The 24,547-nt window shown below is 65.7% G+C and carries 22 protein-coding genes; 12 read left to right on the top strand and 10 right to left on the bottom strand.

Going from position 1 to position 24,547, the window contains the following annotated elements; all coding sequences use genetic code 11:
- Nucleotides 1-250: 250 nt before the first annotated feature.
- Both zwf and F615_RS0108175 read left to right on the top strand, forming a co-directional pair.
- A complete protein-coding gene (gene zwf / locus F615_RS0108180; RefSeq protein ID WP_019560693.1) occupies nucleotides 251-1,696 on the top strand; it encodes a glucose-6-phosphate dehydrogenase in 1,446 nt (481 codons plus the stop codon).
- Nucleotides 1,697-1,732: 36 nt separating this feature from the next.
- Nucleotides 1,733-2,587, top strand: coding sequence for a MurR/RpiR family transcriptional regulator (locus F615_RS0108175; RefSeq protein ID WP_019560692.1), 855 nt, complete (start codon nucleotides 1,733-1,735; stop codon nucleotides 2,585-2,587).
- Here the strand turns inward: F615_RS0108175 and F615_RS0108170 are convergent.
- From F615_RS0108170 to F615_RS0108145, 6 genes are all read right to left on the bottom strand, one after another.
- Nucleotides 2,569-2,868 carry an STAS domain-containing protein gene (locus tag F615_RS0108170; RefSeq protein ID WP_019560691.1) on the bottom strand — a complete coding sequence of 100 codons (300 nt, stop codon included), beginning with the start codon at nucleotides 2,866-2,868 and terminating at the stop codon, nucleotides 2,569-2,571. The two genes, F615_RS0108175 and F615_RS0108170, sit on opposite strands and share 19 nt — an antisense overlap.
- 10 nt (nucleotides 2,869-2,878) lie before the next feature.
- Nucleotides 2,879-3,502 (bottom strand): MlaC/ttg2D family ABC transporter substrate-binding protein, encoded by a 624-nt coding sequence (locus F615_RS0108165; RefSeq protein WP_019560690.1) that lies wholly within the window; start codon nucleotides 3,500-3,502, stop codon nucleotides 2,879-2,881.
- Between the two features lie 164 nt (nucleotides 3,503-3,666).
- The gene (locus F615_RS0108160) at nucleotides 3,667-4,425 is read right to left on the bottom strand and encodes an MlaA family lipoprotein (protein ID WP_019560689.1); all 759 of its coding nucleotides are present in this window, start codon (nucleotides 4,423-4,425) and stop codon (nucleotides 3,667-3,669) included.
- A gap of 25 nt (nucleotides 4,426-4,450) precedes the next feature.
- Nucleotides 4,451-4,930 carry an outer membrane lipid asymmetry maintenance protein MlaD gene (gene mlaD / locus F615_RS0108155; protein ID WP_019560688.1) on the bottom strand — a complete coding sequence of 160 codons (480 nt, stop codon included), beginning with the start codon at nucleotides 4,928-4,930 and terminating at the stop codon, nucleotides 4,451-4,453.
- Between the two features lie 40 nt (nucleotides 4,931-4,970).
- Nucleotides 4,971-5,753, bottom strand: coding sequence for a lipid asymmetry maintenance ABC transporter permease subunit MlaE (gene mlaE, locus F615_RS0108150; protein ID WP_019560687.1), 783 nt, complete (start codon nucleotides 5,751-5,753; stop codon nucleotides 4,971-4,973).
- Entirely contained in the window at nucleotides 5,753-6,601 is an 849-nt protein-coding gene (locus tag F615_RS0108145) for an ABC transporter ATP-binding protein (protein WP_026330144.1), read from the bottom strand. Before F615_RS0108145 ends, mlaE begins: the two co-directional genes overlap by 1 nt.
- Nucleotides 6,602-6,834: 233 nt before the next feature.
- Here F615_RS0108145 and F615_RS18010 point away from each other — a divergent pair, with 233 nt between their 5' ends.
- The 7 genes from F615_RS18010 to phoB all read left to right on the top strand — a co-directional run bounded on the left by F615_RS18010 (nucleotide 6,835) and on the right by phoB (nucleotide 13,077).
- Nucleotides 6,835-7,701: a winged helix-turn-helix domain-containing protein gene (locus F615_RS18010; protein WP_083932426.1), complete on the top strand. Its 867-nt coding sequence runs from the start codon at nucleotides 6,835-6,837 to the stop codon at nucleotides 7,699-7,701.
- 52 nt (nucleotides 7,702-7,753) lie between these two features.
- Nucleotides 7,754-8,758, top strand: a complete 1,005-nt coding sequence (locus F615_RS0108135; protein ID WP_019560684.1) for a PstS family phosphate ABC transporter substrate-binding protein — start codon at nucleotides 7,754-7,756, stop codon at nucleotides 8,756-8,758.
- 100 nt (nucleotides 8,759-8,858) lie between these two features.
- Nucleotides 8,859-9,830 carry a phosphate ABC transporter permease subunit PstC gene (gene pstC, locus F615_RS0108130; RefSeq protein WP_019560683.1) on the top strand — a complete coding sequence of 324 codons (972 nt, stop codon included), beginning with the start codon at nucleotides 8,859-8,861 and terminating at the stop codon, nucleotides 9,828-9,830.
- A gap of 1 nt (nucleotide 9,831) precedes the next feature.
- The gene (gene pstA / locus F615_RS0108125; RefSeq protein WP_019560682.1) at nucleotides 9,832-10,761 is read left to right on the top strand and encodes a phosphate ABC transporter permease PstA; all 930 of its coding nucleotides are present in this window, start codon (nucleotides 9,832-9,834) and stop codon (nucleotides 10,759-10,761) included.
- A 34-nt stretch (nucleotides 10,762-10,795) separates the two neighbouring features.
- On the top strand, nucleotides 10,796-11,590 hold the full coding sequence (gene pstB / locus F615_RS0108120; RefSeq protein WP_019560681.1) for a phosphate ABC transporter ATP-binding protein PstB: 795 nt from the start codon (nucleotides 10,796-10,798) through the stop codon (nucleotides 11,588-11,590).
- Nucleotides 11,591-11,623: 33 nt separating this feature from the next.
- Nucleotides 11,624-12,331: a phosphate signaling complex protein PhoU gene (gene phoU / locus F615_RS0108115; RefSeq protein WP_019560680.1), complete on the top strand. Its 708-nt coding sequence runs from the start codon at nucleotides 11,624-11,626 to the stop codon at nucleotides 12,329-12,331.
- Between the two features lie 35 nt (nucleotides 12,332-12,366).
- Nucleotides 12,367-13,077: a phosphate regulon transcriptional regulator PhoB gene (phoB, locus tag F615_RS0108110; protein ID WP_019560679.1), complete on the top strand. Its 711-nt coding sequence runs from the start codon at nucleotides 12,367-12,369 to the stop codon at nucleotides 13,075-13,077.
- Nucleotides 13,078-13,095: 18 nt separating this feature from the next.
- On the opposite strand, the gene F615_RS0108105 is transcribed toward phoB, so the two are convergent.
- The 3 genes from F615_RS0108105 to F615_RS0108095 form a co-directional block, all read right to left on the bottom strand.
- On the bottom strand, nucleotides 13,096-14,562 hold the full coding sequence (locus tag F615_RS0108105) for a glutamate synthase subunit beta (protein WP_019560678.1): 1,467 nt from the start codon (nucleotides 14,560-14,562) through the stop codon (nucleotides 13,096-13,098).
- Between the two features lie 23 nt (nucleotides 14,563-14,585).
- On the bottom strand, nucleotides 14,586-19,337 hold the full coding sequence (locus F615_RS0108100; RefSeq protein WP_019560677.1) for a glutamate synthase-related protein: 4,752 nt from the start codon (nucleotides 19,335-19,337) through the stop codon (nucleotides 14,586-14,588).
- A 133-nt stretch (nucleotides 19,338-19,470) separates the two neighbouring features.
- Nucleotides 19,471-20,166: a transposase gene (locus F615_RS0108095; protein WP_026330142.1), complete on the bottom strand. Its 696-nt coding sequence runs from the start codon at nucleotides 20,164-20,166 to the stop codon at nucleotides 19,471-19,473.
- Between the two features lie 112 nt (nucleotides 20,167-20,278).
- On the opposite strand from F615_RS0108095, the gene F615_RS0108090 reads away from it, so the two are divergent.
- The gene (locus F615_RS0108090; RefSeq protein WP_019560675.1) at nucleotides 20,279-21,451 is read left to right on the top strand and encodes an FAD-dependent monooxygenase; all 1,173 of its coding nucleotides are present in this window, start codon (nucleotides 20,279-20,281) and stop codon (nucleotides 21,449-21,451) included.
- Nucleotides 21,452-21,522: 71 nt separating this feature from the next.
- On the opposite strand, the gene F615_RS18005 is transcribed toward F615_RS0108090, so the two are convergent.
- Nucleotides 21,523-23,016, bottom strand: a complete 1,494-nt coding sequence (locus tag F615_RS18005) for a sensor histidine kinase (RefSeq protein WP_169452420.1) — start codon at nucleotides 23,014-23,016, stop codon at nucleotides 21,523-21,525.
- A 275-nt stretch (nucleotides 23,017-23,291) separates the two neighbouring features.
- On the opposite strand from F615_RS18005, the gene F615_RS0108080 reads away from it, so the two are divergent.
- Together F615_RS0108080 and F615_RS0108075 are read left to right on the top strand one after the other, a co-directional pair.
- The gene (locus F615_RS0108080; RefSeq protein ID WP_019560673.1) at nucleotides 23,292-23,930 is read left to right on the top strand and encodes a response regulator; all 639 of its coding nucleotides are present in this window, start codon (nucleotides 23,292-23,294) and stop codon (nucleotides 23,928-23,930) included.
- A gap of 124 nt (nucleotides 23,931-24,054) precedes the next feature.
- Nucleotides 24,055-24,483: a response regulator gene (locus F615_RS0108075; protein ID WP_083932424.1), complete on the top strand. Its 429-nt coding sequence runs from the start codon at nucleotides 24,055-24,057 to the stop codon at nucleotides 24,481-24,483.
- The last annotated feature ends 64 nt before the right edge of the window (nucleotides 24,484-24,547 follow it).

Genomic DNA, 24,547 nt, shown 5'->3' with positions numbered 1-24,547 from the left:
GGAGGATAGGCCTGCAGCAATGCACATTGTCGCCGTGCGGCCCGCACAGCGCTTCAACGGGCGGGAGTAACAAGGTTACCCCGAAATTCGCTGGTAACTCCCAAAACCCGCCCCGCGCCACAGGCGGATCACGCGATTTCCGATTGACGAATGGGACACTTCGTCGCATGATGCCAATGTAATTGAATTACATCGACGCGCCGTGCAGCCCCGGGCGTCGGCCACACCCGCTTACACAGTTCGTTCCATCATGTCCTTCGATCTCGTCTTTTTCGGCGGCACCGGCGACCTGACCTGGCGCAAGCTCATGCCGGCCCTGTTCCAGGCCTTTCGCCACGGCAAGCTGCCGTCGGGCGGGCGCATTCTCGCGGTGGCCCGCGACGAGCGCAGTGACGAGGACTACCGCGCCTGGCTGAAGGCCCATTTCGAGGAGGTCGAAAGCTCCAAGCGCCCCAGCGACGAGGAGTTCGCGCGTTTTGCCGAGCTCATCTTCTACCGTCGCATGGACCTGTCTCAGCCGCAGCACTATGCGCACCTGAAGGCCTGGTTGGACCAGCGTGCAGCCGACACCGTGGTGCTGTACCTGGCCACCAGCCCGCACTTGTTTCCAGTGATTTGCGAGCAGCTGGGAGCCGTCGGCCTGAATGGGCCGCACATCCGCGTGGTGCTGGAAAAGCCGCTCGGCCACGACTTGAAGAGCGCGCAGGAGATCAACCGCGTCGTGCGCTCGGTGTTCAAGGAAAACCAAGCCTTCCGCATCGACCACTACTTGGGCAAGCCCTCGGTGCAAAACCTGATGGCCTTGCGCTTCGGCAACGCGCTGTTCGAACCCTTGTGGCGGCGTGAGAGCATCGCCAACATCCAGATCACATTGGCCGAAAGCATCGGCGTGGGCACGCGGGGCGACTTCTACGACCGCACCGGGGCGCTGCGCGACATGATCCAAAACCACGCGCTGCAACTGCTCACGATGATCGCCATGGAGCCGCCGGCCACCCATGACGCCGATGCGATCCGCGACGAGAAGCTCAAAGTGCTGCGCTCGCTCAAGCCCTTCACGCCGGAGTCGGTGGCCCGCGACGTGGTGCGCGGCCAGTACCGCGCCGGCAGCGTGGGTGGCCAGCCCGTGCCGGGCTACCTCGAAGAGGCCAAGGTGCCAGCCGACAGCCGCTGCGAAACCTTCGTGGCCCTGCGCACCGAGGTGCAGAACTGGCGCTGGGCCGGTGTGCCGTTCTATTTGCGCACCGGCAAGCGCCTGCCCGCGCGCGATGCGCAGATCGTGGTCAACTTCCGTCCGGTGCCGCACCCGATCTTTCCCGGCGTCAACCAGCCCAACAAGCTGGTGATCAAGCTGCAGCCCGAAGACGGACTGGAGCTGCACCTGCTGGCGGCCAAGGGCACCGGCCAACAAGAGGCCTTGGCCCCGGTGTTCCTGGACCTGGATTTCGACAAAGCCTTCCCCACCGACCGCGTGGGCGCCTACGAACGCCTGCTGCTGGATGCGATTGCCGGACGGCTCAATCTCTTCGTGCGCAGCGACGAGCAGGAACAAGCCTGGCGCTGGGTCGAACCCATCCTGGAGGCTTGGGCCCGCGACAGCACCGGGCCGCGCCCCTACGCGGCCGGCAGCTGGGGCCCGGCGGCAGCCAGCGCCTTGGTCGCGCGCGACAATTTCACCTGGCCCGAAGAGGCCTGAGCTTGCAAGGCCACGCCCTCAGCAGGAACCCACCTCATGCTCGATCGCATCAAGGCTTCGATCCCCGCCCTGCCCCCGGCCGAGCAGCGCGTGGCCAAGTTGGTGCTGGCCGACCCGCGCAGCTTCGCCAGCCTGCCGGTGGCCGAACTGGCCGAGCGCGCCCATGTCAGCAAACCCACCGTGGTGCGCTTCTGCCGCAGCGTGGGCTATGACGGCCTGGCCGACTTCAAACTCAAGCTGGCCGGCACCGTCAACGAGGGCGTGCCCTTCGTGCATCGCGCCGTGGACGAGGACGACAAGCCCGCGGACCTCATCGTCAAGGTGATCGACAATGCGGTGTCGGCCCTGCTGAAATACCGCAACGATGCCGCCAGCCATGCCTTCGAGCGCGCCATCGAAGCCCTGACGGCCGCCGGCAAGGGCGGCCGGCGCATCGAGTTCTACGGCGTGGGCAACTCGGGCATCGTGGCCCAGGACGCGCAGCACAAGTTCTTCCGCCTGGGCGTCAACGCCGTGGCCTACAGCGACGGCCATGTGCAGGTGATGAGCGCCACGATGCTGCAGCCGGGCGACTGTGCGGTGATCATCTCCAATTCCGGCCGCAGCCGCGACCTGCTCGATGCGGCAGAGATCGCGCGCAAGAAAGGGGCCACCACCATCGTCATCACCGCCAGCGGCTCGCCGCTGACGCAGTACGCCCAGATCCTGCTGGCCGTGGATCACCCCGAGGACTACGACCGCTACAGCCCCATGGTGTCGCGGCTGCTGCACCTCACCGTCATCGACATTCTCACCACCGGCGTGGCGCTGCGCCTGGGCGAGCAACTGCGCCCGATGCTGCAGGAGATCAAACGCAATCTGCGCGCCAAGCGCTACGCCACCCCGGACTGACTCGCCGGCGAGCGCCCATCGGGCAACAAAGCTGCCACCCCATACAGACCCGCCAGATCGCGCAGCTTGGGCGGCAGGTGGCGCACCTCGAAACGCTTGCCCCAGGCGCGGGCCAGACGATGGCATTCGACCAGCACCGCCAGGGCCGAGGAATCGAAGCGCTTGAGCGCCCCCGCATCGACCACCAGGGTCTCGCCCTGCTGATCCCGCAGCCCCTGTTGCAGCATGCGCAGGGTGTCGCTGGCCTCGGCGACGGTCAAGGTGGTTGGCAACAGCAGCATCGTGCCGACCTCAGCTGCGAGCGGAAGCCGCCACTTTGTTGCGCTCGGCCAGGCTGTTGATCAGGCCGTCGATGCCACCTTTGCTGATCTCCTGGGCAAAGGTGGAGCGGTAGTTCTCCACCAACCAAATACCCAGCACATTGACGTCATAGATCTTCCAGCCGTCACCGACCTTTTCGAGGCGATAGTCCATCTGGATCGGTTCGCCCGCGCCGCGCACCTGCGTGCGCACGATGACCTCGGTGTCTTCGGGCTTGGCACGCAGCGGCAGCAGGTGCACCGACAAGCCCTTGACCTGGCTGAGGGCGCCGGCATAGGTACGCACCAGCAAGAGCTTGAATTCGTCTTGCAGGCGTTGCTGTTGCTGCGGGGTGGCCTGCCGCCAATAACGGCCCACGGCCGAAGCCGTCATGCGACGGAAATTCGTGTGCGGCAGGATCTTGCTGTCCACCAAGGCCATAACCTTGCCGAGATCCCCGTTTTGCAAGGAAGCGTCTTTTTGGGCCGTCTCGAGGATGTCATTGGACAGCTCGCGAATGAACTCATCGGGAGCCTGGGGGGCGGCCTGGGCGATCGGTGCGGCCACCACAGCGGCCAAAACCAAGCCCAAGGCGGCGAAATGGCGTCGTTTCATGCAGTGAATTCCCTTTTGAATGGAGACTCGGCGAAAGCCGATGGAGCTTATGACTCGAATGGGCCTGCGCAGTTCATCGACGCGCTCGTCCATGAGCCTCATTGTGAACCAACGTCAGGCCAGCGCCACTGCCGAAGCGCATGCTTACCTTTGTCACCCTTCTCTCAGGGGGCCGAGGCGGACGCAGCGCTGGCTGGAGCGGCGGCCTCCTCGGCGCTCCAATCTTCTTCCTCGTCCTGCGACGGGGGCTGGCCATCGTAGACCAGGTTGCGCCGACGCTGCAGCCAGGCATCGCGGGTGAAGAGGTATTTGTCCAGCGCCACGTCCTCCAGCATGCGCGAGGCGCCCAGCAAGCGCGCACGTGTATCGACGATGCGCAAGCCCGTCAACCCGTAGGCGGTGGCCGTATCGCTCGTGAGCCGCCCGGTGCTGGTGGCTTGCATGTCCAGCGGCAGCGCTGCCGCATCGCGCAAGGTCGACGGCCCCAGCAAGGGCAGCACCAGGTAAGGCCCCGGACCCAGCCCCCAGTGCCCCAGGGTCTGGCCGAAGTCCTCTGGCTCGGCCCGCAGCCCGGCCTCGCTGGCAATGTCCAGCAGTCCGCCCAACCCCAAAAAGGTGTTCAAGCCCACTCGCATCGTGCTGTGCAGGCCGTTTTCGATCTTGAGTTGCAAGAAGCTGTTGATCGCCGACCACAGATCGCCGATGTTGCCGAAGAAATTGCTCACCCCTTTGCGCACCGGGCTGGGCACGATGTCGCGGTAGGCTCGCGCCGTGGGCTCGAGCACCGCGCGATCCACCGCATCGTTGAAGGCAAACACCTTGCGGTTCAGGGGTTCGAGCGGGTCGCTCGGATGGGTGCTCGCACAGCCGGCGAGCAGCCCGAGCACGACCCACACGATCCCACGAGACCAGCTCTGCGACATGCTCCTCTCCTTGCCGCGGGCAGACTCAGGGACGCGCCCCGCCATCGCCGGCCTCGGCCGCTCGATTGAACAAGAACTGGCTGATGAGATTCTCGAGCACCACGGCCGATTGGGTTTGCGTGATCGTGTCGCCTTCGGACAGCATCTGCTCCGCGGCGCCGGGCTCCAGCCCGATGTATTGCTCGCCCAACAGCCCGGACGTCAGGATCTTGGCCGAGCTGTCCTTCGGAAAGGCAAAACGCTTTTCCAGGCTGAGCGTGACGCGCGCCTGGTAGGTCTGGTCGTCGAAGGTGATCGACTCGACCCGGCCGACCACCACCCCAGCGCTGCGCACTGCCGAACGGGGCTTGAGGCCGCCGATGTTGTCGAAGCGGGCCTGCACCCGATACGTGTCCTCGAACGACAGCGACAACAGGTTGCCCGCCTGGAGCGCCAGAAACAGCAAGGCCGCCCCGCCCAGCAGCACGAACAGGCCTACCCACACATCATGTCGAGACTGAGGCATCACACCACTCCTGCCGCCGGCCCTGCCGGGCCGCGGCTCATCAGATCGAAAACATCCACGCGGTCAGCATGAAGTCCAGGCCCAAGACGAACAAGGAGGCCACCACCACCGTGCGGGTGGTGGCCCGCGAGACGCCCTCGGGCGTGGGCTTGGCCTCGTAACCCTGCCACAGGGCGATGAAGCTCACCGTCACACCGAACACGAAACTTTTGATCACGCCGTTGCCCACGTCGGACCACACATCCACACCGGCTTGCATTTGCGACCAGAAAGCCCCGCCATCCACGCCGATCATCACCACGCCGACGATCCAGCCGCCGATGATGCCCACCGCGCTGAACACCGCCGCCAGCAAGGGCATCACGAGGAGGCCGGCCCAAAAGCGCGGGGCCAGCACCCGCTGCATCGGATCGACGGCCATCATCTCCATCGCCGCGAGTTGCTCGCCGGCTTTCATCAGGCCGATCTCGGCCGTCAGCGAGGTGCCGGCCCGCCCGGCGAACAGCAAGGCCGTGACCACCGGCCCGAGCTCGCGCACCAAGGCCAAGGCCACCATCAGCCCCAGGGCCTCGGACGAGCCATAGCGCTGCAGGATGTAATACCCCTGCAAGCCGAGCACGAAACCCACGAACAGCCCTGAGACCGCAATGATGGCCAGCGAGTAGTTGCCCAAGAAATGGATCTGGTCCACCACCAAGCGGGGCCGCGCGAACGCCTTGCCGCCCAGCGCGAACAAGTGCGTCAGCATGCGTGCGGCGCGGCCCAGATCGGCCAAGCCCCCCCGAACGGCGCGCCCCACCCGACGCGGATGCAGCCACCCCATCATGCACGCCCCCCGGGCAGGCGATAGTCTTCGGCCACCTCGGGAGCCGGGTAGTGGAAACGCACCGGACCGTCGCCTTGGGCATCGACGAACTGGCGCACCAGCGGGTCCTCGGTGGCGCGCATCTGCGCCGGGGTGCCCTGCGCGGCAATGCGTCCATCGGCCAGAAAGATCACGTGGTCGGCAATCAGAAAGGTCTCGTCCACGTCGTGAGACACCACCAAACTGGTCACGCCCAGGGTCTGGTTGAGCTGCCGAATCAAGCGCGCCGCCACCCCCATCGAGATGGGATCCAGACCGGCGAACGGCTCGTCATACATGATGAGCTCGGGATCCAGCGCGATGGCCCGCGCCAGCGCCACGCGCCGGGCCATGCCGCCGGAGATCTGAGACGGCATCAAATCGCGCGCACCGCGCAGGCCCACCGCATCGAGCTTCATCAGCACCAGATCGCGGATCATGTCCTCGCTCAGTTGCGTGTGCTCGCGCAGGGGGAAGGCCACGTTGTCGAAAACCGACAAATCGGTGAACAGCGCGCCAAACTGGAAGAGCATGCCCATGCGTCGGCGGATGGCATACAGCGCCTGCCGGTCCATCGAGGCGATGTCCACCCCGTCGAACAGCACTTGACCGCGCTGCGGCTTGATCTGCCCGCCGATGAGGCGCAACACCGTGGTTTTGCCCCCGCCAGACGTGCCCATCAGCGCCACCACCTGCCCGCGCGGCACACTCAGGCTCACGTCCCGCAAGATGGGCCGTTCGTCATAGCCAAAGCTCACCTCGCGCAGTTCCACCAGCGCAGGCGTCGTAGAGGGGGTCGACCGGGTCGTCTCGACGAGAGTTTGCATGGGTTGAAGGGACCGTCGGCCGCATGGCCGCTGGGCCGATGATAGGTGAAAACACGGAAGCCCTCGGCCCAGCGGCTGCCTGCGCTGGGCCCGGCCGGCCGCCGGCCGCCTCCTGGGCCGCCACTGTCACACCAGCGTCACACAGCCAGCCCAGCATCGTCCCGATGGAGGCGGCGGCAGCCATGCGTCAGGTGCAGCGCGGCCCCGCCACAGTGTGACAAGAGGTCATCGACATGTCGGCCGGGTCCAGCCCAGAAACAACCCGCCCCACCAGCCCGACGGTGCTGGTGGTCATGGCGCAGCCAGCGATTCGTGAACTGGTGCGTGCGCATTGCCAAAGCGCCGGCGCCTATGCCATGGCAGCAGCCACCCTGGACGAAGGCTGGCGTTTGGCCAACGAAGTGTTGCCCGACGCCGTGGTGATCGACCTGGACGCCTTGCCTGCGCAGCCCGGGGCGATCGCGGCGCCCAGGCCGCTGGGTGTGCCCGTCGTGATGCTGACGTCGCGGCTGGACGAGCGCTGCGGCGCCCACGGCGAACGCTGCGGCGCCACCTGGTGCATCACCAAGCCCTTCAGTCCCCGCGCCTTGGTCCGTGATTTGCTGGACCATTTGTCGGCCCGCGAAAGCCCCACAGGGACCGAGGCCCCCGGCGCAGCGGGCGATGGGAGCCTGACTGGGTCACACGGCCCCTGGATCGAAGTGGACGCCCCCGAGCTGCAGCTGCGTTTGCGGCGCGGGGCGCACACGCAGACGGTCACGCTGGCGCCCAGGGAAATGCAGCTGCTGCGCCAGCTGCTCGAACACGCCGAGCGCATCGTGCCGCGCCATGCGCTGCTGGCCGAAGTGTGGAAAGACCTGCCCAACATCGATGCGCGCACGGTGGACCAATACATCCGACGGCTGCGCCGACGTCTGGCGCAAACCGGAGTGAGCCCAGACCTGATCCAAACGGTGCGCGGTGCGGGCTATCGCTTGGCCCTGCAAGGCTGGGCCGTCACCCATGCGAGCGACGCCAGCGCATCGCGCCCGGCCCAGCATGGGCCCTGGGCCGCAACGGCTGTCACATCGGTCAAAGCCACCGTCACGAAAGATTCATGAGCCCCAACGAAGATCACGGTCGGGTCTTGGACCGTTTTTTCAGGAGATGATGATGAAAGCTCTCGCTCAAGTTGCTGCGGCCGCCGCCGTGCTGGCCGCGTTGGCCGGCCCCGGCGTGGCCGAAGCGCAGACGCCGATCGTGAAAATCGACGGCTCTTCGACCGTGTTCCCGCCCACCGAAGGTGTGGCCGAAGACTTTCAAAAGGCCAAGAAAGGCGCCGTTCGCGTGACGGTGGGCATCTCCGGCACCGGGGGCGGCTTCAAGAAGTTTTGCCGCGGTGAAACCGACATTTCCAACGCGTCTCGGCCGATCCTGAAGCAGGAAATGGAAGCCTGCCGCGCCGCCGGCATCGAGTACTTCGAGCTGCCCGTGGGTTTCGATGCCTTGACCGTGGTGATCCATCCCAAAAACAACTTCGTCAAGCAACTGAGCGTGGCCGAACTGAAAACCATGTGGGAGCCAGCCGCCCAGGGCAAGATCACACTGTGGAGCCAAATCAACCCGGCCTTTCCGGCTGAGAAGATCGTGCTGTACGGAGCGGGCTCCGATTCGGGCACCTTCGACTATTTCACCGAAGCCATCAATGGCAAAGCCAAGTCCAGCCGCGGGGACTATGCCGCCACCGAGGACGATCACGTGACGGTCAAGGGCGTCTCGGGCAATGTCTATGCGCTGGGTTATTTGGGCTATGCCTACTACGCCGAGAACCGCAAAGACCTCAAGGCCGTGCCGATCGTGGCCAAGCCGGGCAGCCCTGCGGTCGAGCCCAACGAGACCAACGTGATCAATGGCACTTACCAGCCGCTGTCGCGCCCGATCTTCATCTATGTCAACGCCAAGGCTTACGAACGGCCGGAGGTCAAGGAGTTCGTCGACTTCTACATGAAGAATGCCTCGCGCATCATGAAAGAAGTGAAATACGTGCCGCTGCCCGAGGCCGCCTACAAGATGAACCTCGAACACTTGGCCAAGAACCGCAAAGGCACGGTCTTCGGCGGCGTGGCCGAAGTGGGCGTGACCATCGAAGAACTGATGCGCCGCGAAGCCAGCCTGTGAGCGGCCGAGATTCGGCACACCTCCTTGTCAGTGGGCCGCTTCCGAGCGGGGCGGCCCGCTCGATTCTGTCGTTTTTTCCCCGTATCGCGGAGCATCATTCATGTCGGCCGTTTCTCAGGCACGCAAGGCCCAGACGCTGGCGCCTCGGCCCATGCTAGGGCAGGCCAAGTTGGCCGAGTACGCCCGTGCGCAAGCTCGGCGGCGATGGGCCGAGCGGTTCATCCGCGCGGCCTTGCTGGCCTGTGCCTGTGTGTCGGTTTTCACCACGGTGGGCATCGTCTACATCCTGCTGAAGGAGTCGCTGGTCTTTTTCCAGTCCGTGCCCCTGTGGACGTTTTTGACCGACACGCAATGGACCCCGCTGTTCTCCGAGGCGCGCTTTGGCATCGTGGTCTTGCTCTCGGGCACGATCACCAGCTCGGCCGTGGCGCTGCTGGTGGCCGTGCCCCTGGGCACGGTCATCGCCTTGTACCTGTCGGAATTCGCCAGCCACCGAGTCCGTGAAACGCTCAAGCCGGTGCTGGAGCTGCTGTCGGGCGTGCCGACCATCGTCTACGGCTACTTCGCGCTGCTGTTCGTCACGCCCGTGTTGCAACGGCTGATCCCTCAGCTGCCCAGCTTCAACGTGTTGTCCGCCGGTTTGGTCATGGGCATCATGATCATCCCGTATGTCGCGTCTTTGTCCGAAGACGCCATGCGTGCCGTGCCCATGAGCCTGCGCGAAGGCGCCTACGCCATGGGCAGCACCCGCTTGCAGACCGCCCTCAAAGTGGTCGTGCCGGCAGCCCTCTCCGGCATCGCCTCGGCCTACATCCTTGGCATCTCGCGTGCCGTGGGCGAGACGATGATCTTGGCCGTGGCCGCCGGCATGCAGCCCAACCTCAGCTTCAACCCGTTGGAGCCGGCAGCCACCGTGACCGCCTACATCGTGCAAGTGGCCCTGGGCGACTTGCCGCACGGCAGCATCGGCTACCAAACCATTTTTGCGGCGGGCCTGTCCTTGATGCTGATCACGCTGTTGTTCAACCTGGCCGGTTATGGGCTGCGCAAGCGCTTCCGCGAGGTGTATTGAGATGTCCCGCCCCCATTTCGACGTTGCGCGACTGCGCCAGATCATCGAGCGGCACAAACGCTGGGATTTGTGGTTCGGCATGTTGGGCCTCGGTGCCCTGATGGTGGCCGTCTTGACATTGGCGGCCTTGTTCACCGACATGGCCGTCCAAGGCTTGTCGCGCCTGGATCTGGAATTCTTTACCTCATTTCCCTCGCGCCGCGCATCACAGGCCGGCATCCTGTCGGCCTGGGTCGGCTCGCTGTTGGTGATGCTGGTCACCGCGGCCGTGGCCGTGCCGGTGGGCATCGCAGGAGCGATCTATCTGGAGGAATACGCTCGCAAGAATTGGTTGACCGACCTGATCGAAATCAACATCACCAATCTGGCCGGTGTGCCCTCGATCATCTATGGATTGTTGGCCCTGGGGTTGTTCGTCTACACCTTCGGGCTGGGGCAGTCGATTCTGACGGCAGGCTTGACGCTGGCGCTGCTGATCCTGCCCATCGTCATCACCGCCACGCGCGAGGCCTTGCGCGCCATTCCCCAGCACATCCGCGAAGGTGCCTATGCCTGCGGGGCCTCACAGTGGCAGGTGGTGCAGCATCATCTGCTGCCGTACAGCAGTCCGGGCGTCCTCACCGGGGTGATCATCGGCTTGTCGCGCGCCATCGGCGAGACCGCACCGGTCATCACCATCGGCGCCTTGACCTTCATCGCCTTCTTGCCCCCCCTGCCCGGGAGCGGCCAGCCTCCGGCCGGCTTGTTCGACTGGCTGATGTCCCCGTTTACCGTGATGCCGATCCAAATCTTCAACTGGACCTCGCGGCCGGACACTGCGTTTCACCAAAACGCCGCAGCGGCCAGTTTGGTGCTCGTCTTCATGACCTTGGGCATGAACGCCTTGGCCATTTGGCTGCGCTATCGGCTGCGCCAGCGCATCAAGTGGTAAGCCCCCTCACACCGAATCTTCTTTTCCGTTTGCCATGACCAGCACCATCACCTTGCCGGACCATCCCCCCGCCCTGAAGGCCAAGTCGGACGCGCTGGACTTCTTCTACGGCGAATTCCAGGCGCTCAAAAGCATCTCGATGCCGGTCTTCCAGAACAAAGTGACTGCCCTGATCGGCCCCAGCGGCTGCGGCAAATCGACGTTCCTGCGTTGCTTCAATCGCATGCACGACTTGTACCCCGGGCACCGTTATCAAGGTGCCATCGAGTTGTTGCCTGATGCGGTGAACTTGTTGGACCGCCGTGTCGATCCGATCGAAGTGCGCATGCGCATCTCGATGGTGTTTCAAAAGCCCAACCCGTTTCCCAAGTCTATTTACGAGAACGTCGCCTACGGCTTGCGCGTGCGCGGCGAACGCTCTCGCAGCTATCTGGACGACAAGGTGGAGTCGGCGCTGCGCGCTGCCGCGTTGTGGCCGGAAGTGAAGGATCGGCTGCACGACTTGGCCTTCAATCTCTCGGGAGGCCAACAGCAGCGCTTGTGCATCGCCCGAGCCCTGGCCACCGATCCGGAAATCGTCCTGTTCGATGAGCCGACCTCGGCGCTGGACCCGATTGCCACGGCCAGCATCGAGGAGCTGATCGGTCAGATCAAAGATCAAGTCACGGTGCTGATCGTCACGCACAACATGCAGCAAGCAGCCCGTGTGTCGGACTACACCGCCTACATGTATCTGGGCGACCTGATCGAGTTCGGCGAAACCAAGAACATCTTCATGAAGCCTCAGCGCAAAGAAACCGAGGACTACATCACCGGCCGATTTGGCTGAACACACCCCGGGCGCTTGCCGCCGCCGTCATCTATGAGCGACAAACATCTGTCCACCCAATTCGACGCCGAACTGAGCGACATCTCCAGCCGGGTGCTGGAGATGGGCGGCTTGGTGGAAGCGCAGCTCGCGCAAGCGGTCTATGCACTGCAACACCTCAGCCCAGAGACCGCCCTCCAAGTGTTGGAGCAGGAGGCACGCGTCAACCGCCGGGAAGTCGAGATCGACCGTGACTTGTGCGCCATCATCGCGCGACGCCAACCCACGGCGCGCGATTTGCGGCTGCTCATCGCGGTGAGCAAGGCCATCGGCAATTTGGAGCGCGCCGGCGACGAAGCCTCGCGCATCGCACGCACCGTGCGGCGCTTGATCGATTCGGGCATGGCGCATCGCCTACGCGCCACCGTGGCGGACTTGTCTTTCGAGGCGGACTTGGCGCTGCGCTTGCTGCGTCAATCCCTCGATGCGTTTGCCCGGCTGGATGCGGCCGACGCCTTCGCGGCCATCCAGAAAGACCATGCCATCGACCTCGAGTTCGATGGTTTGTTGCGCAAGCTGGTGACCTACATGATGGAAGACCCGCGCACCATCTCGATCAGCATCGATCTGGTGTTCGTGGCCAAAGCCATCGAACGGGTGGGTGACCATGCCAAAAACGTGGCCGAACAAGTCATCTATGTGGTCAAAGGGGCCGATGTGCGTCACACGCCGCTGGGGGAAGTGGCCTCGGTGGTGAGCTGATCCACGGTGCGCCCGATTGTCAACGAAGGACGCTCATGGCACGAATTCTCGTCGTCGAAGACGAACCGGCGATTGCCGAGTTGATTGCCTTGCATCTGCGCCACGAAGGCTTCGAACTGCGCCTCAGCAGCAATGCCGCGCAGGCCGATGCCGCGTTGCGCGAAGCCCTGCCAGACCTGGTGCTGCTGGACTGGATGCTGCCAGGGGAGTCGGGCATCAGCCTGGCGCGGCGCTGGCGGGCCGATCCGCGCACACGCAGCCTGCCCATCGTGATGCTGACCGCGCGCAGCGATGAGCACGACGTGGTGCTGGGCTTGGAGGCCGGTGCCGACGACTATGTGTCCAAACCCTTTTCCACGGCCGAGCTGGGGGCGCGCATCCGGGCGGTGCTGCGCCGCAAGGCGCCCGAAGTCTTGGACACCCCGTTGACCCTGGGCGCATTGTCTTTGGATCCCGGCACCCGCCGCGTCAGTTGGGCCGGACGGCCGATTCATCTGGGCCCCACGGAGTTTCGGTTGCTGCGCTACTTGATGACGCACCCGGAGCGGGTGCACTCCCGACCGCAGCTGTTGGATCGGGTCTGGGGCGACCATGTCTTCATCGAAGAGCGCACCGTGGACGTGCACATCAAACGACTTCGCGCAGCCTTGTCACAAGCCGGCTGCGTGGATTTGATCGAGACCGTGCGCGGCGCGGGTTATCGACTGACGCTGCCGGCCGCAGCCGCAGCCGCAGCCGCGGGCTGACCCCGCGCTGCGCAGGCCTCAGCGCGGCAGGTCGCTCGTGCCCATCAGGTACTCGTCCACCGCGCGCGCGGCTTGGCGGCCTTCGCGGATGGCCCACACCACCAGCGACTGGCCGCGACGCATGTCACCGGCGGCGAACACCTTGTCGACGTTGGTGCGGTAGCCGCCGATGAATTCGGTGCTGGCCTTGGCATTGCCGCGGGCATCTTTGTCCACACCAAAGGCCTCCAGGACGCTGCCCACCGGACCGAGGAAGCCCATGGCCAGCAAGACCAGGTCGGCCTTGAACACTTGCTCGGTGCCGGGCACTTCGCTCATCTTGCCGTCCTTCCAGTCCACGCGGACGGTCTTCACGCCGGTGACGCGCCCCTTCTCGCCCACGAACTCCTTGGTCGCAATGGCGAACTCGCGCACGCAGCCTTCCTCGTGGCTGGAGGAAGTGCGCAGCTTGTAGGGCCAATACGGCCAGGTCAGCGGCTTGTTTTCCTGCTCCGGCGGCATGGGCAAGAGCTCGAACTGGGTCACGCTCTTGGCGCCGTGACGGTTGGAGGTGCCCACGCAGTCCGAGCCGGTGTCGCCACCGCCGATGACGATCACATGCTTGCCATCGGCACGGATCTGGCTCTTGAGTTTGTCGCCGGCCACCACCTTGTTTTGCTGGGGCAGGAATTCCATCGCGAAATGGATGCCGTCGAGCTCACGGCCTGGCACCGGCAAATCACGCGATTGTTCGGCCCCGCCAGCCAACAGCACGGCGTCGAAGTCCTTGCACAATTGCTCGGCGCTGAGGGTTTCCTTGGCCCAGTTGGTGACCTTGGAGCCTTCGGGCAGCTTGCCCACCAGCACCCCGGTGCGGAAGGTCACCCCTTCGGCCTTCATTTGCTCGATGCGCCGGTCGATGTGCGACTTCTCCATCTTGAAGTCTGGAATGCCGTAGCGCAGCAGGCCGCCGATGCGGTCGTTCTTCTCGAACACGGTCACGTCGTGGCCGGCGCGGGCCAGCTGCTGGGCTGCGGCCAGGCCGGCCGGCCCAGAGCCGACGATGGCCACTTTCTTGCCGGTGCGTCGCTGGGGCGGCTGAGGCACCACCCAGCCTTCGGCCCAGGCGCGGTCGATGATGGCATGTTCGATGGACTTGATGCCCACCGGGTCGTCATTCACGTTGAGCGTGCAGGCCGCCTCGCAGGGCGCCGGGCAGACACGGCCGGTGAACTCCGGAAAGTTGTTGGTCGAGTGCAGCACGTCCAGCGCTTGGCGCCATTGGCCGCGATAGACCAGATCGTTGAAGTCCGGAATGATGTTGTGGATCGGGCAGCCGTTGTTGCAAAACGGCGTGCCACAGTCCATGCAGCGCGCGCCCTGGATCTTGGCCTCGTCTTCCTTGAGGCCAATGACGAATTCCTTCCAGGTTTTCAGCCGCTTCTCGACCGGCTCATAGCCCTCTTCGAGGCGTTCGTACTCGAGGAACCCAGTGACTTTTCCCATGTGTTGAACTCCTGACGTGGGGCTCAGGCCTTGGCCTTGGCGGACTTCTTCGATGCATCGGCCGCCTTGGCACGCTCGATGGTGTGGGCCGCTTCGGTGCGCGCATGCAACTCACCCAGGGCCCGCTTGTATTCGTGCGGGAAGACCTTGACGAATTTCGCACGCGCTTCTTCCCAGTGGTCGAGGATGTCGCGCGCACGCTGCGATCCGGTCCAGCGGTTGTGGTCCTGCACCAGCTTCTTGAGCAGTTCCTCGTCGGTCTGCCCCTTGTGCCAGATCGCCGGATCGACCGTGGCGCGTTGCTCGGCCGCCGGCAGCACTTTCTCCAGGCTGACCATCGCCGTGTTGCAGCGCTTGGCGAATTGGCCATCCTCGTCATAGACGTAGGCGATGCCGCCGCTCATGCCGGCGGCAAAGTTGCGGCCGGTCTTGCCCAACACGACGACGGTGCCGCCGGTCATGTATTCGCAGCCATGGTCGCCCGTGCCCTCGACCACCGCCGTGGCCCCGGACAGACGCACCGCAAAGCGCTCGCCGGCCACGCCGCGGAAGAAAGCCTCACCGCTGGTGGCGCCGTACAACACCGTGTTGCCCACGATGATGTTGCGCGTGGCATCGCCGCGGAAGTCGATGCTGGGACGCACCACCACGCGGCCGCCCGACAAGCCCTTGCCGGTGTAGTCGTTGGCATCGCCGATGAGGTACAGCGTGATGCCCTTGGCCAGGAAGGCGCCGAAGCTCTGGCCGCCAGTGCCCTCCATTTGGATGTGGATGGTGTCATCGGGCAGGCCGTCGGGATGGCGGCGGATCAACTCGCCCGAGAGCATCGCGCCGACGGTGCGGTTGACATTGCGCGCGGTCTCGATGAACTGCACTTTCTCGCCTTTGTCCAGCGCGGGACGCGAACGCTCGATGAGGCGCACGTCCAGCGCGCGCTCCAGCCCATGGTCCTGGGACTCGACATGGTGGCGCGCCACCTCGGGTCCCACCTCAGGCTGGTGGAAGATGCGGCTGAAGTCCAAGCCGCGGGCCTTCCAGTGCTCGATGCCCCGACGCATGTCGAGCAAGTCGGAGCGACCGATCAGGTCGTCGAACTTGCGAATGCCCAGCTGGGCCATGATCGAGCGCACTTCTTCGGCCACGAAGAAGAAGTAGTTCACCACGTGCTCGGGCTTGCCGGCGAACTTGCGGCGCAGCACCGGGTCTTGCGTGGCCACGCCCACCGGGCAGGTGTTGAGGTGGCACTTGCGCATCATGATGCAGCCCTCGACCACCAGGGGCGCGGTGGCGAAGCCGAATTCGTCGGCCCCCAGCATCGCGCCGATGACCACGTCGCGGCCGGTCTTCATCTGACCATCGGCCTGCACGCGGATGCGTCCGCGCAAGCGGTTGAGCACCAGGGTCTGCTGGGTCTCGGCCAAGCCCAGCTCCCAGGGCGTGCCGGCATGCTTGATGGACGACCAAGGCGAGGCACCGGTGCCACCGTCATGGCCGGCGATCACGACATGGTCGGCCTTGGCCTTGGCCACACCAGCGGCGATCGTGCCCACACCGACTTCGGACACCAGCTTGACCGACACGTCGGCGCGCGGGTTGACATTCTTGAGGTCGTGGATGAGCTGGGCCAGGTCCTCGATCGAGTAGATGTCATGGTGCGGCGGCGGGCTGATGAGGCCCACGCCGGGCACCGAGTAGCGCAAAAAGCCGATGTACTCGGACACCTTGCCGCCCGGCAATTGGCCACCTTCGCCGGGCTTGGCGCCCTGCGCCATCTTGATCTGGATCTGGTCGGCGCTCACCAGGTACTCGGTGGTCACGCCGAAGCGGCCCGAGGCGACTTGCTTGATCTTCGAGCGCAGCGAGTCGCCGGCCTGCAGTTCGTAGTCGACCTCGATGACCTTGTGGCCCAAGACATCGGACACCTTGGTGCCGGCCTGGATGGGGATGCCTTTGAGCTCGTTGCGGTAGCGCGCCGGGTCCTCGCCGCCTTCACCCGTGTTGGACTTGCCGCCGATGCGGTTCATCGCGATGGCCAGCGTGGTGTGGGCCTCGGTGGAGATCGAGCCCAGCGACATCGCGCCGGTGGCAAAGCGCTTGACGATCTCGGCGGCGGGTTCGACCTCCTCGATGGGGATGGCCTTGCTCGGATCGAGCTTGAACTCGAACAAGCCGCGCAGGGTCATGTGGCGGCGCGACTGGTCGTTGATGATTTGCGCGTATTCCTTGTAAGTGTCGAAGCGGCCCGCGCGCGTGCTGTGCTGCAGCTTGGCGATGGCATCCGGCGTCCACATGTGCTCTTCGCCGCGCGCGCGCCAGGCGTATTCGCCGCCGACGTCGAGCATGTCGCGCAGCAGCGGGTCGTCACCGAAGGCAGCCATGTGCATGCGGATGGCTTCTTCGGCCACTTCGAACACGCCGATGCCGCCCACTTGCGAGGCCGTGCCGCGGAAGTACTTGTCCACCATTTCCTTCTTCAGGCCGATGGCTTCGAAGAGCTGCGCCCCGCAATAGGACATGTAGGTGGACACGCCCATCTTGGACATGATCTTCGACAAGCCCTTGCCGATGGCCTTGACGTAGTTGGAGATGGCTTTTTCGGCCGACAGCTCCCCCGGCAGCTCGGCATGCATGGCCGCCAGCGTCTCCATGGCCAGGTAGGGGTGCACGGCCTCGGCGCCATAGCCGGCCAACACGGCGAAGTGATGCACCTCGCGGGCCGAGCCGGTCTCCACCACCAAGCCGGCCGTGGTGCGCAGGCCTTCGCGCACCAAATGGTGATGCACGGCCGACAAGGCCAGCAAGGCCGGGATGGCCACCTGGGTGCGGCTCATGTAGCGGTCGGTGATGATGAGGATGTTGTGGCCGGTCTTGATGGCGTCCACGGCTTCGGCGCACAGCGAGGCGAGCTTGGCCTCCACCCCCTCACGCCCCCATTGCAGCGGATAGGTGATGTTCAGCTCGTAGCTCTTGAATTTGCCGCCGGTGTGGCGCTCGATCTGGCGCAGGCGCGCCATGTCGTCGAAGTCGAGAATGGGCTGCGAAACCTCCAGACGCATCGGCGGGTTCACCGCGTTGATGTCCAGCAGGTTGGGCTTGGGGCCGATGAAGGACACCAGCGACATCACGATGGCCTCGCGGATCGGGTCGATCGGCGGGTTCGTGACCTGGGCGAACAGCTGCTTGAAGTAGTTGTACAGCGGCTTGTTCTTGTCCGACAGCACGGCCAGTGGCGAGTCGTTGCCCATGGAGCCGATGCCCTCCTCGCCGGACTGCGCCATCGGACTCATCAGGAACTTCAGGTCTTCCTGCGTGTAGCCGAAGGCCTGCTGGCGGTCCAGCAGCGATTCGGTGAACTTCGGCGGCTCGCCCACCACGTCGATCGAGTCGAGCTTGATGCGCACGTTCTCGATCCACTGGCGGTACGGCTTGGCCGAGGCATAGAGGTTTTTCAGCTCCTCGTCATCGATGATGCGGCCCTGCTCGAAGTCGATCAGGAACATCTTGCCCGGCTGCAGGCGCCACTTCTTGACGATCTTGTTCTCGGGAATGGGCAGCACGCCCGACTCCGAGGCCATCACCACCAAGTCGTCGTCGGTGACGATGTAGCGCGCCGGACGCAGGCCGTTGCGGTCCAGCGTGGCGCCGATCTGACGGCCGTCGGTGAACACCATCGCGGCCGGACCGTCCCAGGGCTCCATCATCGCCGCGTGGTACTCGTAGAAGGCGCGGCGGCGCTCGTCCATCAGCGTGTGCTGCTCCCAGGCCTCCGGGATCATCATCATGGCGGCATGGGCCAGCGGATAGCCCGCCATGGTCAGCAGCTCCAGCGCATTGTCGAAGGTGGCCGTGTCGGATTGGCCTTCGAAGCTGATCGGATAGAGCTTTTGCAGATCGTCGCCGAGCACGGGCGATTTCATCACGCCTTCGCGGGCGCGCATCCAGTTGAAGTTGCCCTTGACGGTGTTGATCTCGCCGTTGTGGGCCACCATGCGGTAGGGGTGGGCCAGCGGCCACTCCGGGAAGGTGTTGGTCGAGAAGCGCTGATGCACCAGGGCCAGGGCCGAGACCACGCGCGGGTCGCGCAAGTCTTTGTAATAGGTGCCCACCTGGTTGGCCAACAGCAAGCCCTTGTAGATCACCGTGCGGCAGCTCATGCTGGGCACGTAGTACTCGCGCGAGTGCGTGAGCTTGAGACGCTGGATCGCGCTGGAGGCGGTCTTGCGGATGACGTAGAGCTTGCGCTCCAAGGCATCGGGCACGATGATGTCCGGGCCGCGGCCGATGAAGATCTGGCGGATCACCGGTTCTTTCTCGCGCACTGCCGGCGACATCGGCATGTCTTTGTCCACCGGCACATCGCGCCAGCCCAGCAGCACTTGCCCTTCGGCCTTGACGGCCCGCTCCAACTCCTGTTCGCAGGCCAGCCGCGAGGCATGCTCCTTGGGCAAGAAGATCATGCCCACGCCATATTCGCCCGGCGGCGGCAGCTCCACCCCCTGCTTGGCCATCTCGGCACGATAGAACTCGTCGGGGATCTGGATCAGGATGCCCGCACCGTCGCCCATCAGCTTGTCGGCCCCCACGGCGCCGCGATGGTCGAGGTTTTCGAGGATCTTCAAGCCCTGCTCGACGATGCTGTGAGCCTTGTGGCCTTTGATGTGGGCCACGAAGCCCACGCCGCAGGCATCACGCTCGTTGCGGGGGTCATACAGGCCCTGTTCGGCCAGGGCACGAATTTCTTCGGGGGTGGCTCCCCCCTGGGCGGCCTGTGGCATGGCGCACTCCGAGTCATCGTTAGGGATGACCCGAGCGTACTGCAGGCCCGACAGGACTTCAAGCGCAATTAAATGGGGTCAGACTCCAATTATTTTCATCACCAATACGGTGCACAAATTAATGGGGACAGTCTTATGGGGGCGGCGATTTGCGCGGCCGGCCGCGCGGGCGCGGTTGCAGCGGCCGCCCCGCCTTTTCGGCCAGGTCGGCCAGGAACTCCGCGCGCCCCAGCGCCCAGCCGCGCCCGCAGGCCGCCTCCAGCTCCTGGATGCGCCGGGCGCCCAGCCCCTCTTCGGTGCGCCGCGCGTAAGCGGCTTCGCGGTCGAAGGGGGTGTTGCCCAGGCGCCAGATCTCGGCGTGCTCGCTCAGCAAGGGGTCACGCTGCCGCCCCAGGTGGTGGGGCAGGCTGGACCAGGCCCAGTCGTGCGGCCGGGCGCACAGGCCCAGGCGCACTGGCAGGGCTTCGATGTATAGGCACAGGTCGATGAACCCGGTTTCGGGCTCGACGATGGTGACCCGATAGCGGCCGTCCCACAGGCTGCCGCTGCGCGCATGGCGACGGTTGAACCACGCACCATGGCGCCGACCGATGGACTGCATCATGCGGGACAAGCCCTCGGCGGTGTCGGGCACCACCAGGAGCTGCACTTCACGCGGCACCAAGACATAGGCATGCACGGCCACCCCGTGGGTGCGGGCTGCCTCGCGCAGGGCCTCGAGATAGGCGCGATGGTCGGCCTCGTCGCCGAACACCGGCTGTCCAGGGTGCGCTCGCTGGATCACATGGTGGGGCAGGCCGGGCAGGACGAGGCGGGGCAGTCGGGCCATGGGCAAGGCCAGGTCGGCGGGTGGGGTTGCGGCGATGATATCGGTGCAGGGCCGCCCTATCATCGCCATACCGGCAGGCTTCCGTGTCGCCCTGCCCCAGGTGTTGCTACCCATGTCCGCCGATCTGCACATTGCCGTGGTCGGCGCCGGCCCCTGCGGCTTGGCGCTGGCCTTGCTGGCCGCGCGCGAACTGCCGCACGCGCGCCTGACCGTCTTCGATGCCCGAGCGCCCGAGCATGACGTGGGGGCCGATCCCCGCACTTTGGCGCTGTCGCTGGGCAGCGTGCAGTTGCTGCAGCGCCTGAAGGTCTGGCCCGCGGCGGCGGCCGAGCCCATCCGGCGCGTGCATGTGTCGCAGCAGCAACCCTTGCTGCTGGTGCGCCGGCAGCCCGAGGTGGTGATCGATGCGCTGGAAGAAGGCGTGCCGATGCTGGGGGCGGTGCTGCGCTATGGCCGCTTGGTGGCCCCGCTGCAGCAGGCCTGGGCCGACGCCTGCGCCGCCCAGCCGCAGCGTCTGGCCCTGCGGCTGGGAACCCCGGTGCGCTCGCTGAAGACGCTGCACGGCGCCGTGGAGCTGGACGCCGACATCGCCGAACGCTTCGACTTGGCGGTGGTGGCCGAAGGCGGGGTGTTTGCCGCGCAGGCGCGCAAGGCGCTGCGCCACGACTATGCGCAAACCGCCTGGGTCGGCCAGGTCACGGTGCGTGGGTTGCCCGCCGGCACGGCCTATGAGCGTTTCACCGCCCACGGGCCGGTGGCCTTGCTGCCGCTGGGGGGCGAGGAGGCCGCGCTGGTGTGGTGTGTGCCGCAGCAGGACGATCCCGTGCAGCCCTTGAACGATGCGCAGCGCATCGCCGTGCTCAACCACGTGCTGCACCCAGACACCGGGCGCGTGGTGGCCATCAGTCCGCTGAAGGCGTTCGCACTGGGGCTCAATGCCGAACGCAGCTTGGTGCAGGGTCGCACGGTGCGCATTGGCAATGCGGCGCAAACACTGCACCCGGTGGCCGGCCAGGGCCTGAACCTGGGTCTGCGCGACGCCTTTGAACTGGTACGACGGCTGCGCCGCTCGGGCGGCGACGTGGACGCCGCACTGCGGCGCGCGGAATGGGCCCGCGCGGGGGACCGCTGGGGCACGATCGCCGTCACCGACTTCCTGGCGCGCAGTTTCGTGTGGAATCTGCCGGGCTTGGGGGCAGCCCGCGCGCTGGGGCTGGCTGCGCTGCAGCGGATGTCGCCGGCCAAGTCGCTGCTGGCGCGGCAGATGATGTTCGGCCGACGATAGGCCGCTGCCCCACGGCGCGCGGGCGCACCGACACGGCACTGCCGGCATGGCTGCCGCCGGCGGGCCGGCGTTCAGATGTCGGTGTCGTCCGCGGCCTCGGGCACGGGCGTCAAGGGAATTTCGACCGTCAGCACCGTGCCGCCGCCAGCCGCAGGCCCGATCTCGAAGCGGCCGCCAAAGGCATCGACCCGGTGTTTCATGCCGCGCAGTCCGTGGCTTTTGAGCTTGCGTGTCTGCGCCGGGTCCAACCCCACGCCATCGTCGCGCAAACGCAGCAGCAGGCGGTCGCCGCGGGTTTCGAGCACCAAGTCCACCCGGCTGGCGCGGGCGTGTTTTTGCACATTGGTCAGGGCCTCCTGCACGAGCCGAAACACCGCTAGGCTGCGTTCGCGGTCGAGCTCGAGGGCCTCGGGCAGATCGCGCTCGATGTGCAGCCCCGACTGGGCTTGCACCTCGTCGGCCAGGGTCTCCAGCGCAGCCACCAAGCCCAGGTGGCTGAGGGTCGAAGGCATCAACCCTTCGATGACACGGCGTTTGATCTGCACGCCTTGCTCGAGGTTGGATTGCACGCGCTGCAAGGCCTCGATCGCTTCTTGCGGCAGCTGCAAGCCGCGCCGCAGCAGCAGGCCGACCTCCATCTTGCTGGCCGTCAGCAGCGCTCCGAGCTCGTCGTGCAGCTCGCGCGCCAGCCGAGCCTTTTCCTGCTCGGCCACTTCCTGCAAGTGGGTGGCCAGCTCCGACAACTCACGCGTGCGCAGCCGCACCGCGCGCTCCAGCCGATCACGCTCCTGTTGCAAACGCTGGGCCATGCGCTGCTCCTCTTCGAACTCGCCGCGGTAGGCCTGAAAGAGCAGCACGAGCAGCATCAGGCCTGCGACCAGCGTGCCCAGCGAGACCCAGCGCTGACGCTGCAATTCGCCGGCCGCCTCGGCCTCGGCGCGTTCGAGCAAGGCACGCTCGCGCGCGACCATGCGGCCGATGGCTTGGCGCAGGCTGCCATCGGACACGGGACTGGGTTGCAGCACCGCGTCGATCTGTGCGGGCGTGGCGCTGGGCCCCAAGGCATCGAGCCGCGCCAGTTCTTCGCGCTCGGCGTCGATGTAGCGCAAGGCCACGGCCAGATCCTGCGGGTCGGCATGCGGCAGGCCGCCTTCGAGCAAAGGCTGGTACAGAGCGACGATCTGCTGCAAGGTGGAACGGTGGCGCCAGAGGCTGTCGGGCGTGCGTGTCAGCAGATACTCGGCCTGCGTGGCATCGGCCCGAGCCGCGAGGAAGGCCAGGCTGTCGAGGTTGGCGGAGAACACTCGTGAGCCTTTGAGTTCGGCATAAGTGTGGGCCAGCCGCTCATAGCCGCGCTCGGTGATCCACAGCATGCCCACCCCCAAGGCCAGGGCCAAGGGCAGCGCCAGCTTGAGCACGGCCAGCCGACGCAGCAGACGCGCCGGCACTTGGCCGGAGCGCGCCGCGGCGGCTTGCAGGTCCTGGTGAATCCGACGCAGTCGGCGCAGCACCTCGCGCCACACGCCGCGCAAGGACCAGGAGGACGGAGCAGAAAAAGGCCTCATCGATGTCAGCGGATTCCGACAGACCGCCCGGCATGCAGGATGACACCGGCCGTCGCCTCGCGTTTCTACCATGAGGGCATCGGTGGTGGCAGCTTGGGCCCGCAGCGGCCGCATCGCCACGGACCCCTCCGCCGGCTCATGTCCTTGGGGCTTGGCGGCTCGGTAGGGTGCGCCCTCCACTTTCTTGCCATTCAGAGGTCCACATGCCCCAGCCCGACTTGGCGAATCCCGCCGTGCTGTGCCAGACTGGGCATCCTGCGGCTTGGCACCTTCGCATGCAACGCAAACGCCTGTTGGTGGCCGACGATCATCAGATCGTGCGCGCCGGCCTGCGCCAGTTGATCGACGCCGAACCCGACCTGGTCGTCGGCGGGGAAGCCTCGACCAGCGCCGAGACCTTGGCCCTGTTGCGCCACAGCGGCTGGGACTTGGTGCTGCTGGACATCTCGCTGCCGGACCGCACGGGCGTGGACACGCTGCGCCTGATCCGCCACCATGTGGGCGAGGTGCCGGTGCTGATCGTCAGTGCCTTCCCGGAAGAGCAGTACGCCATCAATCTATTGCGCGCCGGCGCCAACGGCTACTTGAAAAAGGATGCCGATGGCGCAGAGATCTTGCGCGCCATCCGCGTGGTCTTGCAGGGGCGGCGCTATGTGAGCCCGGTGGTGGCCGACCTGATGACCGAGCGGATGGACCAGCCCGGGGCTGGGCCGGCCCACCAGGATTTGTCCGAACGCGAATTCCAGGTGCTGTGCAAGCTGGCCTCGGGCATGTCGGTGACGCAGATCGCCGACGAACTCTTCATCAGTGTCAAGACGGTGAGCACATACCGTGCGCGACTGCTGGCCAAGCTGCAATTGTCGAGCAATGCCGAGCTGACGTACTACGCGGTGAAGAACGGGTTGATCCAATAGCGAGCGTTCAATAGCCAGCGTTCAATAAGCAGCGTCCAAATCAGCAGCGCACGCGTCGCCGGGATGAGCACGTAGGCCCGCGCCTACAGACGTGCACGGGCTGCTGCGCTAGGCTCAGACCATCATGCATGCGAGCGCATCCACTGCCGCCCCTCCGCGCGTGCCCGAGCGCACGGTGTTGGTGATCGAGGACTCGGCCTTGATCCGCGAGCGCCTGGTCGAGTTGGTGCACAGCTGCGAGGGCTTCCGGGTGACGGCTCAGGCCGACACCGAAGCCGCCGCGTTGAGCGCGCTGCGCGAGCAGGCCTTCGATGTGGTGGTGGTGGATTTGCAGTTGCGCGAGGGCAGCGGCTTCGGGGTGTTGAGCGCGCTACAGCATCTGCAACCGCGGCCGCTGACGATGGTGTTGACGAACACGGCCTCGCGCGCGGTGCGCTTGCGCTGCTTGGCTCTGGGGGCCGAGCATTTCTTCGACAAGTCTTATGAATTCGACCGTGTGGCGCTGGCCCTGGACGCTTTGCGTGCGCAAGCCCCACCGCACAAGACCCCATGACGCGCTGCGGTGCCGCGCGTCGCGCCACCAACCCTGCCTAGAATGGGTTGGTCCTCCCTTTTCA

Origin of the sequence: Caldimonas manganoxidans ATCC BAA-369, assembly GCF_000381125.1 — a bacterium.
GTDB lineage: Bacteria > Pseudomonadota > Gammaproteobacteria > Burkholderiales > Burkholderiaceae_C > Caldimonas > Caldimonas manganoxidans.
The sequence above is the reverse complement of the archived record's forward strand: the minus strand, read 5'-3'. Positions and strand labels throughout refer to the sequence as shown.

Excerpts from the sequence above, each read along its gene's own strand:
- F615_RS0108170 (WP_019560691.1), bottom strand. The coding sequence starts at position 2,868 with ATGCTGCTGTTGCCAACCACCTTGACCGTCGCCGAGGCCAGCGACACC.
- F615_RS0108145 (WP_026330144.1), bottom strand. The coding sequence starts at position 6,601 with ATGCAAACTCTCGTCGAGACGACCCGGTCGACCCCCTCTACGACGCCT.
- zwf (WP_019560693.1), top strand. The coding sequence starts at position 251 with ATGTCCTTCGATCTCGTCTTTTTCGGCGGCACCGGCGACCTGACCTGG.
- mlaE (WP_019560687.1), bottom strand. The coding sequence starts at position 5,753 with ATGGGGTGGCTGCATCCGCGTCGGGTGGGGCGCGCCGTTCGGGGGGGC.
- phoU (WP_019560680.1), top strand. The coding sequence starts at position 11,624 with ATGAGCGACAAACATCTGTCCACCCAATTCGACGCCGAACTGAGCGAC.
- F615_RS0108135 (WP_019560684.1), top strand. The coding sequence starts at position 7,754 with ATGAAAGCTCTCGCTCAAGTTGCTGCGGCCGCCGCCGTGCTGGCCGCG.
- F615_RS0108075 (WP_083932424.1), top strand. The coding sequence starts at position 24,055 with ATGCATGCGAGCGCATCCACTGCCGCCCCTCCGCGCGTGCCCGAGCGC.
- F615_RS0108080 (WP_019560673.1), top strand. The coding sequence starts at position 23,292 with ATGCAACGCAAACGCCTGTTGGTGGCCGACGATCATCAGATCGTGCGC.
- mlaD (WP_019560688.1), bottom strand. The coding sequence starts at position 4,930 with ATGCCTCAGTCTCGACATGATGTGTGGGTAGGCCTGTTCGTGCTGCTG.
- F615_RS0108100 (WP_019560677.1), bottom strand. The coding sequence starts at position 19,337 with ATGCCACAGGCCGCCCAGGGGGGAGCCACCCCCGAAGAAATTCGTGCC.
- F615_RS0108160 (WP_019560689.1), bottom strand. The coding sequence starts at position 4,425 with ATGTCGCAGAGCTGGTCTCGTGGGATCGTGTGGGTCGTGCTCGGGCTG.
- F615_RS0108090 (WP_019560675.1), top strand. The coding sequence starts at position 20,279 with ATGTCCGCCGATCTGCACATTGCCGTGGTCGGCGCCGGCCCCTGCGGC.
- F615_RS0108105 (WP_019560678.1), bottom strand. The coding sequence starts at position 14,562 with ATGGGAAAAGTCACTGGGTTCCTCGAGTACGAACGCCTCGAAGAGGGC.
- pstC (WP_019560683.1), top strand. The coding sequence starts at position 8,859 with ATGTCGGCCGTTTCTCAGGCACGCAAGGCCCAGACGCTGGCGCCTCGG.
- pstA (WP_019560682.1), top strand. The coding sequence starts at position 9,832 with ATGTCCCGCCCCCATTTCGACGTTGCGCGACTGCGCCAGATCATCGAG.
- F615_RS0108165 (WP_019560690.1), bottom strand. The coding sequence starts at position 3,502 with ATGAAACGACGCCATTTCGCCGCCTTGGGCTTGGTTTTGGCCGCTGTG.
- phoB (WP_019560679.1), top strand. The coding sequence starts at position 12,367 with ATGGCACGAATTCTCGTCGTCGAAGACGAACCGGCGATTGCCGAGTTG.
- F615_RS18010 (WP_083932426.1), top strand. The coding sequence starts at position 6,835 with ATGTCGGCCGGGTCCAGCCCAGAAACAACCCGCCCCACCAGCCCGACG.
- F615_RS0108175 (WP_019560692.1), top strand. The coding sequence starts at position 1,733 with ATGCTCGATCGCATCAAGGCTTCGATCCCCGCCCTGCCCCCGGCCGAG.
- F615_RS18005 (WP_169452420.1), bottom strand. The coding sequence starts at position 23,016 with ATGAGGCCTTTTTCTGCTCCGTCCTCCTGGTCCTTGCGCGGCGTGTGG.
- pstB (WP_019560681.1), top strand. The coding sequence starts at position 10,796 with ATGACCAGCACCATCACCTTGCCGGACCATCCCCCCGCCCTGAAGGCC.
- F615_RS0108095 (WP_026330142.1), bottom strand. The coding sequence starts at position 20,166 with ATGGCCCGACTGCCCCGCCTCGTCCTGCCCGGCCTGCCCCACCATGTG.